Source organism: Enterococcus songbeiensis, from assembly GCF_005405265.1.
GTDB classification, from domain to species: Bacteria; Bacillota; Bacilli; order Lactobacillales; family Enterococcaceae; genus Enterococcus_C; species Enterococcus_C songbeiensis.
On the sequence record NZ_BJDS01000005.1, the window covers coordinates 1 to 16,639 of the forward strand.

Annotated in this window: 17 protein-coding genes; 14 read left to right on the forward strand and 3 right to left on the reverse strand. The window is 39.9% G+C overall.

Features of this window, described 5'->3' with window-relative positions; genetic code table 11:
- Positions 1-88: 88 nt before the first annotated feature.
- From phoU to FFM66_RS04060, 10 genes are all read left to right on the forward strand, one after another.
- Positions 89-766, forward strand: a complete 678-nt coding sequence (gene phoU / locus FFM66_RS04015; protein ID WP_048604918.1) for a phosphate signaling complex protein PhoU — start codon at positions 89-91, stop codon at positions 764-766.
- Positions 767-1,007: 241 nt separating this feature from the next.
- The gene (liaX, locus tag FFM66_RS04020; RefSeq protein ID WP_137605052.1) at positions 1,008-2,561 is read left to right on the forward strand and encodes a daptomycin-sensing surface protein LiaX; all 1,554 of its coding nucleotides are present in this window, start codon (positions 1,008-1,010) and stop codon (positions 2,559-2,561) included.
- Between the two features lie 85 nt (positions 2,562-2,646).
- Positions 2,647-2,958, forward strand: coding sequence for a PspC domain-containing protein (locus FFM66_RS04025; protein ID WP_048604920.1), 312 nt, complete (start codon positions 2,647-2,649; stop codon positions 2,956-2,958).
- Positions 2,958-3,323, forward strand: coding sequence for a phage holin family protein (locus FFM66_RS04030; protein ID WP_048604921.1), 366 nt, complete (start codon positions 2,958-2,960; stop codon positions 3,321-3,323). The genes FFM66_RS04025 and FFM66_RS04030 overlap by 1 nt, the downstream gene beginning before the upstream one ends.
- Before the next feature lie 160 nt (positions 3,324-3,483).
- Positions 3,484-4,419 carry an HPr(Ser) kinase/phosphatase gene (gene hprK, locus FFM66_RS04035; RefSeq protein ID WP_048604922.1) on the forward strand — a complete coding sequence of 312 codons (936 nt, stop codon included), beginning with the start codon at positions 3,484-3,486 and terminating at the stop codon, positions 4,417-4,419.
- A 12-nt stretch (positions 4,420-4,431) separates the two neighbouring features.
- Positions 4,432-5,265, forward strand: coding sequence for a prolipoprotein diacylglyceryl transferase (gene lgt / locus FFM66_RS04040; RefSeq protein WP_137605053.1), 834 nt, complete (start codon positions 4,432-4,434; stop codon positions 5,263-5,265).
- Positions 5,266-5,331: 66 nt separating this feature from the next.
- Positions 5,332-6,351: an NAD(P)H-dependent glycerol-3-phosphate dehydrogenase gene (locus tag FFM66_RS04045; protein ID WP_048604924.1), complete on the forward strand. Its 1,020-nt coding sequence runs from the start codon at positions 5,332-5,334 to the stop codon at positions 6,349-6,351.
- A 26-nt stretch (positions 6,352-6,377) separates the two neighbouring features.
- Entirely contained in the window at positions 6,378-7,274 is an 897-nt protein-coding gene (galU, locus tag FFM66_RS04050; protein ID WP_137605054.1) for a UTP--glucose-1-phosphate uridylyltransferase GalU, read from the forward strand.
- Between the two features lie 141 nt (positions 7,275-7,415).
- Entirely contained in the window at positions 7,416-7,862 is a 447-nt protein-coding gene (locus FFM66_RS04055) for a DUF948 domain-containing protein (protein ID WP_048604926.1), read from the forward strand.
- Between the two features lie 38 nt (positions 7,863-7,900).
- Entirely contained in the window at positions 7,901-8,539 is a 639-nt protein-coding gene (locus FFM66_RS04060; RefSeq protein ID WP_137605055.1) for a YtxH domain-containing protein, read from the forward strand.
- Between the two features lie 50 nt (positions 8,540-8,589).
- Here the strand turns inward: FFM66_RS04060 and FFM66_RS04065 are convergent, their stop codons facing one another.
- Positions 8,590-9,690, reverse strand: coding sequence for an aminopeptidase P family protein (locus FFM66_RS04065; RefSeq protein ID WP_137605056.1), 1,101 nt, complete (start codon positions 9,688-9,690; stop codon positions 8,590-8,592).
- 189 nt (positions 9,691-9,879) lie between these two features.
- Between FFM66_RS04065 and ccpA the strand changes: the two genes are divergently transcribed.
- Positions 9,880-10,881 (forward strand): catabolite control protein A, encoded by a 1,002-nt coding sequence (ccpA, locus tag FFM66_RS04070; RefSeq protein WP_137605057.1) that lies wholly within the window; start codon positions 9,880-9,882, stop codon positions 10,879-10,881.
- Between the two features lie 46 nt (positions 10,882-10,927).
- Here the strand turns inward: ccpA and FFM66_RS04075 are convergent, their stop codons facing one another.
- Positions 10,928-13,342 (reverse strand): transglycosylase domain-containing protein, encoded by a 2,415-nt coding sequence (locus FFM66_RS04075; protein ID WP_137605058.1) that lies wholly within the window; start codon positions 13,340-13,342, stop codon positions 10,928-10,930.
- Positions 13,343-13,512: 170 nt separating this feature from the next.
- Here FFM66_RS04075 and FFM66_RS04080 point away from each other — a divergent pair, with 170 nt between their 5' ends.
- Together FFM66_RS04080 and FFM66_RS04085 are read left to right on the forward strand one after the other, a co-directional pair.
- Complete coding sequence (locus FFM66_RS04080; RefSeq protein ID WP_137605059.1) at positions 13,513-14,424, forward strand: AEC family transporter; 912 nt, start codon at positions 13,513-13,515, stop codon at positions 14,422-14,424.
- Positions 14,425-14,489: 65 nt separating this feature from the next.
- Complete coding sequence (locus FFM66_RS04085; RefSeq protein ID WP_137605060.1) at positions 14,490-15,383, forward strand: deoxyribonuclease IV; 894 nt, start codon at positions 14,490-14,492, stop codon at positions 15,381-15,383.
- Positions 15,384-15,473: 90 nt separating this feature from the next.
- Here the strand turns inward: FFM66_RS04085 and ndk are convergent, their stop codons facing one another.
- On the reverse strand, positions 15,474-15,881 hold the full coding sequence (gene ndk, locus FFM66_RS04090; RefSeq protein ID WP_137605061.1) for a nucleoside-diphosphate kinase: 408 nt from the start codon (positions 15,879-15,881) through the stop codon (positions 15,474-15,476).
- Between the two features lie 219 nt (positions 15,882-16,100).
- Between ndk and FFM66_RS04095 the strand changes: the two genes are divergently transcribed.
- Positions 16,101-16,322, forward strand: coding sequence for a YneF family protein (locus FFM66_RS04095; RefSeq protein ID WP_048604934.1), 222 nt, complete (start codon positions 16,101-16,103; stop codon positions 16,320-16,322).
- Positions 16,323-16,639: the final 317 nt, after the last annotated feature.

Consider the following 16,639-nt stretch of genomic DNA (forward strand, 5'->3'; position numbering starts at 1 on the left):
CTAGTGGAATGATATAGGTAGTGAAAAACAAACTAAATTTTCTAAAAGAAAATTTAATACATCAAAATGAACGAGGAGGATACCCCGCATGTTGCGTACGCAGTTTGAAGAAGAATTATTAAATTTGCACAATCAATTTTATGAAATGGGTATGATGGTCAGCAATGCCGTTCATAAATCGGTCAGAGCTTACATTAAACACGACAAGCATCTGGCGCAAGAAGTGATTGATCACGATGAAGAAATCAATAATATGGAAATCCGCTTAGAAAAGAAAAGCTTTGAAATGATCGCTTTGCAACAACCGGTTACGACTGATTTGCGTATGATCATTACTGTGATGAAGGCAAGTTCAGACTTGGAACGAATGGCTGACCACGCAGTATCTATCGCAAAGTCGACCATTAGAGTAAAAGGACAAACCCGGATTGCCGAGATAGAAAAAGAAATTTCCGATATGTCTGATTATGTGAAAAAAATGGTGGATAATGTGTTGGTAGCCTATGTGAAAACCAATGAACAAGATGCACGTGTGATCGCTAATATGGATCAACGGGTGAATGATTATTATTCTAAAATTTATTATCAAACCATTGAAAGCATGAAAGAAAATCCTGAAACAGTAATCAGCGGCACAGATTATCTTTATGTGGCTCAATATTTGGAACGAATCGGAGATTACGTAACAAATATCTGCGAATGGATCGTGTATCTGGCAACTGGAAAAATCACAGAATTAAATACCAACAGAGACGAAGCATTTTAAGCTTTTTCTCTGTTTAAAACCGTCAAATCGTTTGGCGGTTTTTTTGACAGCGTTGAGCAAAGAAGTGTGCCATTTTGCGATTCTGTTTTAAACTAGAGGGGGACACTTACTGCAGAAACCAAAACCACTGCTTGAGATTTAGAAAAAGTTACTACTTTAGTCCTATGACAATTTGCAGCAATGCGGGCATAATAGACATGTAAGGAAAACTTGCAGAAAATTATTTGAGGAGGCAATTTCCATGAATGAAAGAGAACGAGTATTGGATTTAGTAAAAAAAGGTGTGCTTTCGACGGAAGAAGCCTTGGATTTGCTAGAAAGTATGGCGACCGAAAAAGACGAAAAACAAATCAAACAAGCCAATGAAAAAGTAACTGCCGAAAAACAAGATGATTTAGATACCTTGTTACAAGATAATGAACCTGTTGATCATGAAGCAGAATTAAAACAAAAAACTGCGGAAGATAAGAAAAATCTAGAAGAAATTTTAGATTCGCTTGCAACGAAAGCAAATCAGGCTTCGGCTGAACTTGATGAGGTCAATGCGGAAATCCAAGGAGTAAAAGCAGAACTGAAGGATGCACAAAGTCGTTTGATGGAATTGAACACGAAAGAAGAACTGGATGCTTTCACCGAAGACGATTTGGCAGAACGCCATGAAGTAGAAGGCGAGATTAAAGTATTGGAAGCTAATCTGGAAAAATTGATGGCAGAACGGGCAGAATTGGATGCACAGCTCAAAGACATCAAAAAAGATCAATGGTCTCAAACAAAAGAAAAAATCAATTCAAAAATCGATATTCCTGATGACTGGAAAGAACAAGCAGGCGATGCTTTGAATCAAGCAGGAGAAAAAATGGCTGAAGCCGGCACACATCTAGGACGATTTTTGAAAAAAACTTTCCAAACTGTTTCAGAAACTGTCAATGACAATGTGGAATGGAAAGATATCAGTTTGAAAGTACCCGGGATTGCTTCGACAAAATTTGAACATACCTTTGAATATCCTGAAACAGCGGCAACGATCATTGATGTAAAAGTGGCGAACGGAAATGTTCAATTCAAAGCTTGGGATGAACCCGGCGTGAAAGTAGACGCAAAAATTAAATTGTATGGAAAAATGGATTCAGAAACCCCATTTGAAGCTTTTAACGAACGCAGCCAAATTCTAGTGGATGATGAACAAATCTCCTTCCAAGTACCAAATAAACGAGTAGGAGCCGACTTGACGTTCTATCTGCCTCGCAGAGTGTACGATCATGTTTCGGTTAAATTGTTGAACGGCAGCATCTTGGTCAATGAATTGGAAGCAAAAGATGTCTACACCAAATCGACAAACGGCAGCATTGATTTTCAACTGATTCATGCAACGATGTTGGAAATTGAAGGGGTGAATGGCGCTATTGATGTTCGTGACGGAGAAGTACTGGATTCAATTATTGAAACAGTCAACGGAACCGTTACAATGAAGACCACGCCGCAAACCTTAGGTGTATCCTTGGTGAACGGGGATATTCGTTTGACATTGAAGGATACCAATATCAAACGGGTAGATGCCAGCTCAGTGAACGGAAATGTTAAAATTGCATTGCCAGTTGAACTAGGTGTTGAAGGAAATGCCAAAACGAGTCTTGGCAGCATCAATTCTCGGATGACAGAATATGAAGTGATCCGTGAGAAGAAAGAACGCATGAACCAAATGCTGCAATTCCGTCGGGTAGCCGGTGACAGTTTTGCACAAATCGATCTTTCAACGACAACCGGAAATATTTTCTTGAAAAACACAGATAAATAAGAAAAAAAGAACAAGATTTTCCTATCTGAGGAGATGAAATTTCTCTTCAGATAGGGTAAAATTGAGGGGATAGAGGTGAACCAAATTGAGAAAAAAACTAACAAAATCAACTGATAATATCGTCTTGACAGGGACACTTGGAGGGATCGCCGAATACTTGGGTATCGATCCTACAATCGTACGTGTGATCTATGTATTCTTGAGCTTTGTCCTATTAGCAAGTCCTGTCATTCTTTATATTGTGTTGGCGGTCATTATCCCTTCCGGTCGCTCCGGCAGCGGTTCTTATGGACGTCAAAACCAATATTACCAAAAGAATAATTATCGAAAAGATCAAAAGCAAAAAACCCGCAAAGAAGCTGAAAAGATCGATGATAACGACTGGAGTGATTTCTAGTGACATATTTTCAACGTCTCGTTGTGAACACGTTGACCTTTATCTCACTAGCAGTCCTGCTGCCAAATGGTATGTTCCATGTTGAAAGTATCTGGACTGCAGTCATTGCTAGTTTTGTTTTATCGATTTTAAATGGTTTCGTGAAGCCAATCTTAACGATTTTGTCATTACCGTTAACTTTTCTGACGTTAGGACTCTTTGCCTTCGTCATCAATGCGGCGATGCTGAAACTGACTTCAACTTTTGTCGGCGCAGCCAATTTTGGTTTTTCCAGTTTTGGGGCAGCACTTTTGGTAGCCGTAATTATGTCGTTGGTTAATGTGATCGTGACAGATTATAATATGCGAAAATATGAAGGAGAATGACGCTGAACAATCAGTGACATTCTCTTTTTTTATGAAAAAGAAGGCCGGATTATCTAATCAGTCAAACTTTCCAACAAGATTTACTGTGTTTTCTAGTAACTTTTGTTCTAGAATGATAAAATGAGACAGTAAACGAAAAACTGAGAAAAGAGGGAAACCAATGACAGAAATTGTCAAAGTTAACCAGATGGCCCAAAAATTGAGTTTGGAAATCGTCAGCGGCACGGAAACTGGATTAGAACGGGCAATCACAACAGGAGACATTTCACGACCTGGTCTTGAGTTGACAGGGTATTTTAATTATTATTCACATGATCGGCTGCAATTATTTGGTAGTAAAGAAATTACCTTTGCACAACGAATGATGCCGGAAGAACGCTTGATGGTGTTGCGTCGGATGTGCAGCGAAGATACACCGGCATTTATTGTATCTCGTGGTCTTGAAGTTCCACAAGAAATGATCCAAGCTTGCGAGGAACATGGAATTCCAGTTTTGCGTTCCCCGATTTCTACTTCCAGACTGTTAGGAGAGATGTCCACTTATTTGAGTAGTCAATTGGCTTCTCGGACGAGTGTCCATGGTGTTTTAGTTGATGTCTACGGGTTAGGTGTATTGATTCAAGGGGACAGTGGAATCGGAAAAAGTGAAACTGCGCTTGAATTAATTAAAAGAGGCCACCGTTTGATTGCAGATGATCGGGTGGATGTGTACCAACAGGATGAATTGACACTTGTTGGCGAACCGCCGCAAATCCTGCAACATTTGATTGAGATTCGTGGAATTGGCATTATTGATGTAATGAATTTATTTGGTGCCAGTGCTGTTCGCGGCTCTATGCAGGTACAGCTTGCGGTTTATTTAGAAGCATGGTCAAAAGAGAAAAAATATGATCGACTTGGTTCAGCAGATGATTCAATCCAAATTGCTGCAGTTGATGTTCCGCAAATCAAAATCCCAGTGAAAACCGGGCGAAACGTTGCAATCATTATTGAAGTAGCCGCGATGAATTATCGGGCGAAGGTTATGGGGTATGATGCAACAAAAACATTTGAAGAACGATTGAGTAAATTGATTGAAGAAAATTCGACGGAATGAGGAGCGGTTTAGATGGTAGGAATGGTGAATCGAGTAGCCTTTGAAATTTTTGGAATCTCGATCTATTGGTATGCGTTGATTATTGTAACAGGAGTGATCATCGCTATGTGGTTAAGTTCTCGAGAAGCTGTGCGGGTAGGACTGAAAGCAGATGATGTCACGGATTTCATGTTAGTGGGTCTGCCTTTGTCCTTGATTGGTGCACGCTTGTATTACATTTTATTTGATTTAGAACCTTACTTGAAAGATCCGATTCAAATTCTTAATGTTCGTTCTGGTGGATTGGCGATTTATGGTGGCTTAATTGCCGGCGGTATTTGGTTGTTTTTCTTTTGCCGTTATAAATTTATCTCTGGATGGACCTTTTTAGATATTGCTGCACCCAGCGTGATTTTGGCCCAAGGTATTGGCCGTTGGGGCAATTTTATGAATCATGAAGCATTTGGTGGGAAAACGACACTGACTTTTTTAGAAGGCCTGCATTTACCACAATTTATCATTGATAATATGTATATAGACGGTGCTTATCGACAACCGACTTTTTTGTACGAATCGGTTTGGAACGTTCTCGGTTTTCTTTTATTGATTCTGTTGCGTAAACGAAGCAATTTCTTAAAAGAAGGAGAAGTTTTCTTCGGTTATTTGATTTGGTACAGCTTCGGACGCTTCTTTATCGAAGGCATGCGTACAGACAGTTTATATCTTTTTGGTGATATTCGTGTGTCGCAATTGCTGTCAGTGATTCTGTTTGTTGGAGCATGGGGTCTTTTGTTCTGGCGGAGAAAAAATAATCAAAAGCTGAAGTATTATACCCGTACCTACGGGAGCAATGAATTCATAGTATAACAGGACAAGTTATTCGTTGTATGGTAAAATTAAAGTGCTTTATTGAATCATAAGGAGGTTTCCGTTGTGAAACAAAAAATTGCTGTGCTTGGTCCCGGATCATGGGGAACAGCCTTAGCGCAAGTCTTATCTGAAAATGATCACGAGGTAAAGATTTGGGGAAACAATCCAGCACAAATTGACGAAATTAACACGTATCATACCAATCGTCATTATTTGCCGGATATCAAACTTCCCGCAAATATCGTTGCTGTCAAAGACATCCGTGAAGCCATTGAGGGAGCAGATGCGGTCTTGTTTGTTGTACCTACTAAAGCGGTGCGAGTGGTAGCACAAGAATTTGCGCAACACGTAAAAAATAAACCAATTATCATCCATGCGGCCAAAGGATTGGAACAAGGAACGCATAAACGGATTTCAGAAATTTTAACAGAAGAAATTCCAGAAGAACACCGTCAAGCTGTTGTGGTTCTGTCAGGTCCTAGTCATGCGGAAGAAGTGGCAGTTCATGATATCACAACAATCACAGCTGCCAGCGAAAAAGACGACGCAGCAAAATATGTCCAAGATTTATTCATGAATGATTATTTTCGTATTTATACCAATGATGACGTTATTGGTGTAGAAACCGGTGCCGCGTTGAAAAATATCATTGCAATCGGTGCGGGAGCGATTCATGGCTTGGGCTTTGGAGATGATGCCAAAGCAGCAATCATGACACGAGGACTGGCAGAAATCAGTCGTCTAGGTGTGGCAATGGGTGCGAATCCTTTAACTTTTATCGGATTAAGTGGTGTGGGGGATTTGATTGTTACCTGTACGAGTGTCCATTCAAGAAACTGGCGTGCCGGAAATTTATTAGGCAAAGGGCATAGTTTGGACGAGATTTTAGAAAATATGGGAATGATCGTTGAAGGGGTAGCTACCACGAAAGCAGCAATGGAGTTGGCTCAGCAATTAAAAGTCGATATGCCTATCACAGAAACAATCTATAGCGTACTTTATGAAAAGGAAGACATCAACGAAGCAGCAAAAAATATTATGCTACGGGATGGGAAAATTGAAAACGAATTTTCATTAAAGTAAATGATAGAAAGTTAGGAGCGAAAGCAATGAAAGTCAAAAAAGCAGTTATTCCAGCAGCTGGATTAGGAACACGTTTTTTACCTGCAACGAAAGCAATGGCAAAGGAAATGTTGCCAATCGTTGATAAGCCAACAATTCAATTTATTGTGGAAGAAGCATTGAAATCAGGAATCGAAGATATTCTAATCGTGACCGGTAAAGCAAAACGCCCAATCGAAGACCACTTTGATGCCAATATTGAATTGGAAACAAATTTGAAAGAAAAAGGCAAAACTGAATTATTGAAATTGGTTGAAGAAACGACAGATGTCAATTTGCATTTCATCCGCCAATCCCATCCTCGTGGTTTGGGACATGCTGTCTTACAAGCCCGGGCATTTGTTGGCAATGAACCATTCATCGTGATGCTAGGGGACGATTTGATGGAAGACAAGGTTCCTTTAACGAAACAATTAATCAATGATTATGAAAAAACCCATGCGTCAACGATTGCTGTGATGAAGGTTCCTCATGAAGATACTTCAAAATATGGAATCATCAATCCAGGAGAAGAAGTGGAATCCGGGCTTTACAACGTGAAAAACTTTGTTGAAAAACCTGCGCCGGAAAAAGCGCCGAGTGATTTAGCGATTATCGGTCGTTATTTATTGACACCGGAAATTTTTGATATTTTAGAACACCAAAAACCAGGTGCCGGCAATGAAATTCAATTGACCGATGCCATCGATACCTTGAATAAAACCCAACGAGTTTTTGCCCATGAATTCAAAGGCAAACGTTTTGATGTCGGGGATAAGTTCGGTTTCATGAAAACAAGTATTGAATATGGATTGAAACATCCTGAAGTCAAAGATAATCTGCGTCAATTCATTATTGACTTAGGAAAAGAGCTTTCTGAAGAAACACTGAAGAAAACCAAATAAGTCTAAAAGCCGTTAGAGAAATTTTCTGTAACGGCTTTTTTGAAAAGACAAACGAAATTTCTCGATTCTGTTGTTTTTTATTTGTATTAAAAAATATGAAATGCTATCCTTGAAGTATGATCTTTGGAAGGGAGATAACCTATGAGCGGTGGAGAAATAGCAGCATTGATCGCAGCTTTGGCTTTTGCGGTATTGGTCGTTTTTATCGTACGACTATTACTTCAATTTTCAAAAACAGTCGATCAAATCAATCATGCAGTAGAAAAAGTAAACGTAACGGTGGAGGAAGCAAATAATACAATTCGAATCGTTACAAAGGATGTCGATGTGTTATCCAGTGAGGTAGAAGGACTATTGGTGAAAACGAATACTTTATTAAACGACGTCAATGGAAAAGTAGCCACCATCGATCCTTTATTCACAGCGGTCGCTGATTTAAGTGTAAGTGTCTCAGATTTAAATCGATCTGGGAAAAACTTGGCGACAAAATTAGGTGCAGTGGGTAAAACAACCGCACAGGCCACTGTTGCCGGCAAAGCCGGACAGATGGCGATGAAATTCTTTAAACAACGGAACAAAGATCAATAAAATGATCCTTAACAAAACCAATAAATGGAGGGGAAGTTATGAGTAAAAAAGGCGGATTTTTATTAGGTGCAGTAATTGGCGGCACGGCAGCAGCAGTGGCAGCGTTACTATTGGCTCCGGAGTCTGGAAAAGTTTTGCGAGAAAAATTAGCTGCTCAGGCAGATGATTTGTTGGACAAAGCATCGGATTATACGGATTATGCCAAAGAAAAAAGCGGAGACTTGACTGATATAGCAAAGGAAAAAGCTGGCAAACTTTCCAAACAGGCAGAGGAAATGACTGAAAGCCTGAAGGCAAAAACAAGTGGCTCCTTTGAAGGGCTGCACGATTCTTCGGAAGAAGTCATTGAAAACTTGAAAAAACAAACAGGGGATCTTTCTGAGCGCTTTAAGAAGTCAGCGGATGAATTGAAACAAAGCAGTAGTGACGTGGTACAAGAAGCGAAAGAAGATGCACAGGATATTTTCATTGATGTCAAAGATTCTGCGACAGAAATGAAAGAAACCGTCAATGATGGGGTGGAAGAAGCACAACCAATCGTTGAGGACGTGAAAGAAACAGCTTCCTCAGCTGTCGATGAAGCCAAAGAGACAGTAGCTGAAACTGATTCAGGTAAATTGGAAGAAGCCAAGGAAGAATTAAAAGATAAACTGGAAGAAAATAATCCAGAAGGCTGATAAAAATAAAAATTCCCATGAGCGGATATAACAAGCTCATGGGAATTTTTTTAGTCGATTATCAGTAACTCTTTGCTGGTCTTGGTGAAAGGTTGACAACCATCTGCTGTTACATAAACACAGTCTTCAATCCGTACACCGACTTGATTAGGAAGATAGATTCCTGGTTCAAGGCTAAAACACATTCCTTCTTCAATCACAAGATCATTTCCTTCAACAAGGGAAGGGTATTCATGAACAGTTGTACCAATCCCGTGACCTAGACGATGATTGAAGTATTCCCCGTAACCTGCTTGAGTAATCACATTGCGGGCAACAGCATCCAATTCACCAGCCGTGATACCAGGTTTTACCGCTGACTGAGCGGCTAATTGTGCCTCTAGTACCAAATGATGGATTTCTTTTTGAAAAGCAGTCGGTTCTTTAAAAGCAACCGTTCGAGTGGCATCACTGCAATAACCTTTCCAAATAACCCCCAAGTCAAACAACACTAAATCGTGAGGCTGAATTTTTGTATTACCGGGATTTCCGTGGGGACTGGCAGCATTCTTCCCAGTTAAAACGATTGTATCGAAACTCATGGCGGATACGCCGCGACGTTTTAATTGGTACTCGATTTCTGCAACAATTTCTTGTTCAGCAGCACCTTCTTTGATTGCACCAAATCCGATTTCAAAGGCAACATCTGCCCAGTCGCCGGCTTCTAAAAGTGTATGGATTTCTTCTTTTGTTTTAAGTAGTTGGAGGCGTTGGATTGCTGGAGTGACATCCACAGAAAAATCTGAAGAAAAAGCATTCCGCAGTTTTTCAAAGCGATCTACAGTCAAGGAATTTTTTTCCAAACCAAAGCGTTGGATAGTTCCATAACGACTGGTTAGTTCGGCGGTGATTTTTTGCCAAGGGTCTTCACTGTCTAAATAACCCACAACATCAAATGGCCAACCGCTGTTTTGAGCATCTTCCACTTCCAAAGCGGGAGTGAACAAGAATGGATCTTTCTTTAATGGAATGAAAAGTGCCAGAACACGTTCATGAGGCTCACTGGTGTAACCGGAAAAGTACGCAATGTGTCCCGGATCGCTGACATAGACAAGATCGGTTTCTTGTTGGGTCATCCAGTGGCGTAATTCCTGTAATTTTGTTTGATTCATCAATATTCCTTCTTTCCAAGGGTAGATACTTTTATTCTACCACTAAATGACCAAAAGCAACATTTGAAAAAATCACATAATTTTCATGAAAACTAAATTAAAACGGTTGCATTCCTGTTGCTAACGTGATATTCTTACAAAGAAATGTAAATGAGATTTTCTGAAAACAATCGAATAGGAGAAAGAAGAATGGAAAAACAAACAATTACGATTTATGACGTTGCCCGCGAAGCAAATGTTTCGATGGCTACTGTTTCTCGTGTTGTCAATGGCAACCCGAATGTAAAACCTGCGACCCGCAAGAAAGTATTGGAAGTGATTGATCGCTTAGATTATCGTCCAAACGCTGTGGCTCGAGGTCTAGCCAGCAAAAAAACAACGACTGTCGGTGTAATCATTCCAGACGTAAGCAACATGTATTTTGCATCATTGGCTCGAGGTATCGATGATGTTGCAACAATGTACAAGTACAATATTATTTTAGCCAATTCAGATGGAGACAATCAAAAAGAAGTCAACGTATTGAATAACTTATTGGCAAAACAAGTGGACGGCGTTATTTTTATGGGACATCGGATTACTGATGAAATTCGTGGTGAATTTTCCCGCTCAAAAACACCAGTCGTTTTAGCTGGATCCATTGATCCTGATGAACAAGTCGGCAGTGTGAATATTGACTACCAAAATGCAACGAAAGATGCGACAGATTTGTTGGCAAAAAATGGCAATAAAAAAATTGCATTTATCAGTGGAGCATTGATTGATCCAATCAACGGTCAAAATCGGTTGAATGGATATAAGGAAGCCTTGCAAGAAAATGGTTTGTCTTATAACGAAGGTCTGGTTTTTGAAGCAAAATACAATTTCAAAGACGGCATCGCTTTGGTTTCTCGTATTCGCAACAGTGGTGCAACAGCAGCGGTCGTTACAGATGATGAATTAGCAATCGGCTTACTGGATGGTTTGTTGGATGAAGGTGTAAAAGTTCCTGAAGAATTTGAAATCATTACCAGCAATAATTCGTTGTTGACGGATGTTGCTCGTCCTAAATTAACCAGTATTACACAACCATTGTATGATATCGGTGCGGTTTCTATGCGTCTTTTGACAAAAATGATGAACAAAGAAGATTTAGAAGAAAAAACAATTATTTTACCTTATGGTGTGGATAAAAAAGGCTCAACAAAATAATATTTAAGAAAAAAGGCGGCTCATCCATCGGATGAACCGTCTTTTTTTATTCATTTTTGTCAGTTTCTTTTTCTTCTTCCTTTTTCTCGTTCGCCTGATTCGTAGTATTTTGCGAGGTTGCGCGATTTGTTGAAGAAGTGGTTTTGGTTGTAGTTTTAATTGCTTTGTTCCAATAATCTAAATAGTTTGCATCTGTTCCGCCGATGCCGAATTTAAAGCTGCTTTGAGGAACGTTATCGGTTGCCCAGTAGGAGGTTGTGGTGTCTTTCGGCGTTTGGACCGAGCGATTGTTTACTGTAACAGTTCCAGGCAAGGCACCGGTGAACTTCGAGACGGTTGCTTTTTTTACACTTTTATCGAGTGTAAAGGTTTGTTCCGTAGCAAAAACATCCGGGCTTGCCATATAAATACGATTGACTAAATTTGCTAGGTATTGACCGGTTCGTTGTCCGGCATCCTGATCATTTTTTGTTGTATTGTCGTCAAAGCCTGACCAACTGCTGATGGTTACGGAAGGTGTTGACACAATCAGCCAAGAATCCTTGTAATAATCTGAAGAACCAGTTTTACCAATCCAATCGGCTTGTGCAAGGTACCAATTCAAATTATTGATAGAAGATTTGAAAGGTGTTGTAATTTGTGCATCCAAAACACTGCGCATCAAGTCATTCATAATCGATGCAGTTGCAGGTGAATATACTTGAACTGGATTTTCTTTGTGTTTATAAATTGCATTTCCTTGATTGTCTGTAATTGATTCAATCAAGTAGCCTTCTTGGTACACACCGCCATTTGCCAGCGCTTGGAAACCATTTGTCTGCTGCAAGGTCGTGACGTCCATTGGTCCAAGTGGGGCAGACTCAAAACTCCATTCATCTAAAGCTGTATAATTCATTTTCTTCAAATAATTTTCATAAGCAAAATTAGCCGAAGTATTTTGTTGCAAGTCCTGATAAACGTGATAGGCAGGAATGTTGGTTGATTCATTCAAGGCTTCACGAACGGTCTGGAAGGTTTTCGATCCCTTATTGGTGGCATTCACGATATCTTCGCCAGCATTTTCACCAGCTTTCCAACTAGTTGGATAATCAGACACCCGAGTTTCTGTTCCAATCAGTCCTTGGTCAATTGCCGGACCATAAACTAGAACCGGCTTGATGGAAGAACCAGCCGCCCGCATGGTATCGAAGGCATGATTGTTTTGATTTTTTGAAAAATCGCGACTGCCAACAAAACCGAGAATTCGTCCAGTTTGATTGTCCATCATCACATTCCCAACTTCGACACGATCACCATTGTAATTATCCAATAGGTAGCCGTAATCTGCGACACCTTGTTGCATGGCGTCAAAAATCGCTTTGTCGATCGTCGATTTGACGGTATAGCCGCCAGTGACCAGTTCGTTTTTAGCTAATTCAAGGTATTTTTGATGGGTTTCGTCTTTATTAAATTCTTCCGTAGAAAGTTTGTCATTTGTAGCCAATTGTTTGGCGACGATTTCTTGTGCTTCTCCTAGAACAGTGTAGTAAAGAAAACCATGATCATTCGTAGTGGCATTTTGCCGTTTCAAGAAGTCTTTTTTTAAGTCGTAGTTTTTAGCTTCCTCGTATTCTTTTTTCGTGATGGCATGGTTGCGGTACATACTGAATAGAACAAAATCCTTTCGTTCCAAGCCGGCAGTCAGATTTTCTTTGATCTCACCGGTGTTATCATAGGGACTGTAAATAATTGGGCTTTGGGGAAGTCCGGCGATAAATGCCGCCTGAGCAAGATTGACATCCTTGGCATTTTTTCCGAAGATTCCTTTTGCTGCTTCTTGAACGCCTGCAATATTTTGGCCTTTATTGTTTCGACCAAAAGGTGAGACATTCAAATAGAGGGTAACGATTTCATCTTTACTGAAAAATTTTTCCACCTCCATCGCCAAAAGAATTTCATTGGCTTTACGTTTGAAGGTAGTTTCACTGCTCAACACCTGTTGCTTGACGATCTGCTGGGTCAATGTAGAGCCGCCGCCACCGCCAAAACCGATGGCTTCGGATAGCAGGGCACGAACCACTGCTTTGGGAACGACCCCATTGTGCTCGTAAAAATATTCATCCTCTGTCGAAATGATTGCTTTTTTAATCAGTTCGGAAATTTGATCGGATTTAATCGTTGTTCGCATTAAATCTGAACGAATCGTGGCGATTTCTTTGCTGTCAGCATAAGTCAATTTGGAGGTTTCTGAGATATCCCCCAAAGATTTTTGGAGTTCTTTTTTTGTTGGCGTATTTGTATCTTCTACCAGATAGGCAAAATAACCAGCACCAATCCCAGCAGCAAGTGCACCACCGATAATCAAAACAGCTAGGCCGACAAGCAGCAGTGAATGTAAGACGCGTAAACTAATATTGAAATAAAACCAGCCTTTTGATTTCTCGGAAAAAGGCTCTTGTGTTTTTTTTCCTTTTTGGGGCACGATTTTCACCTCAGTTTTATTTGGGTACCGTGTTATTATAGCAAAAATCAGAAAAAATGAATAGATGCTTAGCAAATGCTTAGAATTTCGGCAAATGTTTTTACGGACTTTCTTTCCCAAATGATTTCAGGTACTATGAACAGAGAATAGGCGTAGTGAAGGGAGCAAGTATGGCGACAATTTTAATCAATGCAGTTGGATTATTTGTTATTATTTTTTTCGGATATTTATTAAAGCGCTTAAATTTATTATCAAAAGCAGATGGAACGACGCTTTCAGTCATCATTTTGACCATCACGCTGCCAGCCACGATTATTGTTAATTTTGCTTCTTTGCAAATAAAGAGCAGTTTATTTCTGCTGATTTTTTTAGGCTTCGGGCTTTCTATTTTACAAGTATTCGTCAGTTGGTTGCTGACGAAAAAAGAAGCACCTATCAAACAGGAATTTATGATGTATATGGCTTCGGGATTTAATATTGGAAATTTTACGCTGCCCTTTGTCCAAAGTTTTTTACCCATCGGAATTCCCTTGATTTCCATGTTCGATCTGGGAAACAGCATCATGCTGGCTGGAGGAACAACCGTATTGGTGGATCATCTGGTAGGGAAGAATCAGCGCTTCGATTTGCGAAAAGTTTTGTGGAAACTATTTCGTTCGATTCCTTATACCGCTTATTTGGTTATGCTGTTGTTGCGGGTAGGTTCCATTGAATTACCGGAAAGTTTGTTGACCGTGTTGCAACCGATTGCTTCTGCCAACACCTTTCTTTCGATGTTTATGATTGGTCTTTTTTTGGAATTGCGACTGCCTAAAAGTGCGCAACGAATCGTTTTGCAAAGTTTAGTGCTGCGTTATGGCATAGGTCTTGGGCTGGTAGCGCTGTTTTTATTTTTGCCCTTGCCACAGTTAGTCAAATTGGTGCTGTGTTTGTTGGCGGTGGCGCCAATCGCTACTTTTAACGTAATCAATGCAGTGGCTGCGGGGGTGGAGGAAGAAATCGTCGGCTTTTGTTCTTCCGTCAGTTTTTTACTCAGTTTAGGATTGATGACCGTGATTTTGTTATTATTTGGCGGAATATAAGCAGAAAAGTTGCCATTTTTTTGCTTCATTGGAGATAATAGGAAACAGAACTGGAGGAGAAAACTATGTTGATTGGTTCACATGTATCTATGAGTGGGAAAAAGATGTTATTGGGAGCGGCAGAAGAAGCGGCGGGATATCAGGCGACGACTTTTATGATTTATACCGGTGCTCCGCAAAATACACGCCGCAAGCCCATCGAAGAATTAAATATTGAGGCAGGACAAGCCTTTATGAAGGAGTATTCTTTAAGTAATATCGTTGTTCACGCTCCTTATATCATTAATTTAGGTAATACGATCAAGCCGCAGAATTTTGGCTTTGCTGTTGATTTTTTGCACACAGAAATTCAACGGGCGCAAGCATTGGGAGCAACTCAAATTACACTGCACCCGGGAGCGCATGTGGGCGCTGGTGTTGACGCTGGGTTGAAGCAGATCATCAAAGGTTTAAATGAAATCTTGGAGAAAGATCAAATTCCGCAAATTGCGTTGGAGACGATGGCGGGAAAAGGAACGGAATTAGGCAGAACTTTTGAGGAATTGGCCGTCATTTTTGATGGAGTGACCTTAAACGAGAAATTGTCGGTTACCTTAGATACCTGTCACACAAACGATGCAGGTTATAACGTCAAAGAGGATTTTGATGGCGTGTTGGAAGAATTTGATAAGATCATTGGGTTGGAGCGTCTGAAAGTGATTCACGTAAATGATTCAAAAAATCCACGGGGCTCTCACAAGGATCGTCATGCAAATATTGGTTTTGGAACGATTGGTTTTGACGCCTTGAATGCCATCGTTCACCATGAAAAATTGAAAGATCTGCCAAAAATTCTGGAGACACCTTATGTAGGAGAAGACAAGAAGAATAAAAAAGCACCTTATGGTTTTGAAATTGCCATGTTGCGAAAACAAACTTTTGATCCAAATCTTTTGAACAAAATAAATCCTTCTCTTTAATTGGAAACAGTGAAAATACGGGAACAAAAAAAGGACTCAGAAAGTCCCTTTCGTTAAAAATGGCTGGCGGAACGTGTTCGTTCTGCCTTTTTAATGCGTTACGGGAAAAAAGCGTGTGATTTCTTTTTCCGCAGCTTCCAGACAATCGGAGGCATGGATGATATTTTCTGATTTGTTGACTGCAAAATCTCCGCGAATCGTGCCGGGATCAGCTTCCAGTGCGTTGGTTTTTCCTACCATTCTGCGGACGATCTCAATAACATTTTCTCCCTCTAATACAAGATAGATTACGGGACCAGAAGTCATATAGGTCACGATTTCGTGGAAAAAGGGTTTTTCGATTAGATGCTGGTAGTGGGTGTTAGCCATCTCAGGAGTCATCACTCCCTGCCGCATTTGGGTGATAGTCAACGTTCGATCTTCAAAGCGCTGAATGATTCGCCCAATCAAATTTCGTTTTACACCATCTGGCTTAATGATTACCAATGTTTGTTCCATTTTCATCACCTCGTCTTTTTTTCAGCTTATCATGTTTTCAAAGCTTTGAAAACGATTTCTTCTGTCTTTTTTTCTTTTTTGGAGATTTACTGATTTTTTGCTGAAGAAAACAAGGGAATTATTTCAAAAAAAAGCATGAATTTTGGAAAACGCCTTTTCTTTTTAATGATTTTCTAGTAAAATAACTCATTGAGACTACCAGAGAAAGGAGAGATTTACATGAATGCAGGTATTGTTATATTGATTGCGGTTGTCGCATTAGTAATCGGCGCTGTTGGCGGGTTCTTTTTGGCGCGTAAATATATGAAAGATTATTTAGAAAAAAATCCTCCCGTTAATGAGGATATGTTACGAACAATGATGATGTCTATGGGGCAAAAACCATCTGAGAAAAAAATTCGTCAGATGATGCAACAGATGAAAAATCAAACGAAGAAATAATCGTTTGTTTTCTGAGACGAGTAACTGACAACGGGCTGATTTTTTCAGCTCGTTTTTTTCATGGCATGAGTTGTAAGACTATTCAGAAAATTCAAAAGTTTGGATAAGATTATCAGTTCCACTTACCTCAAGTACACTAGTAGAATGAGGATAGGGCGTGACAATCAAACTAATTTTTCGATAAGAAAAATTAATTCTATAAAAGGAACAAGGATGTCAGTTCCATTTACCTCAAGTACACTAGTGGAATGATATGCGGCGTGACAATCAAACTAATTTTTCAATAAGAAAAATTAATTCTATAAAAGGAACAAGGA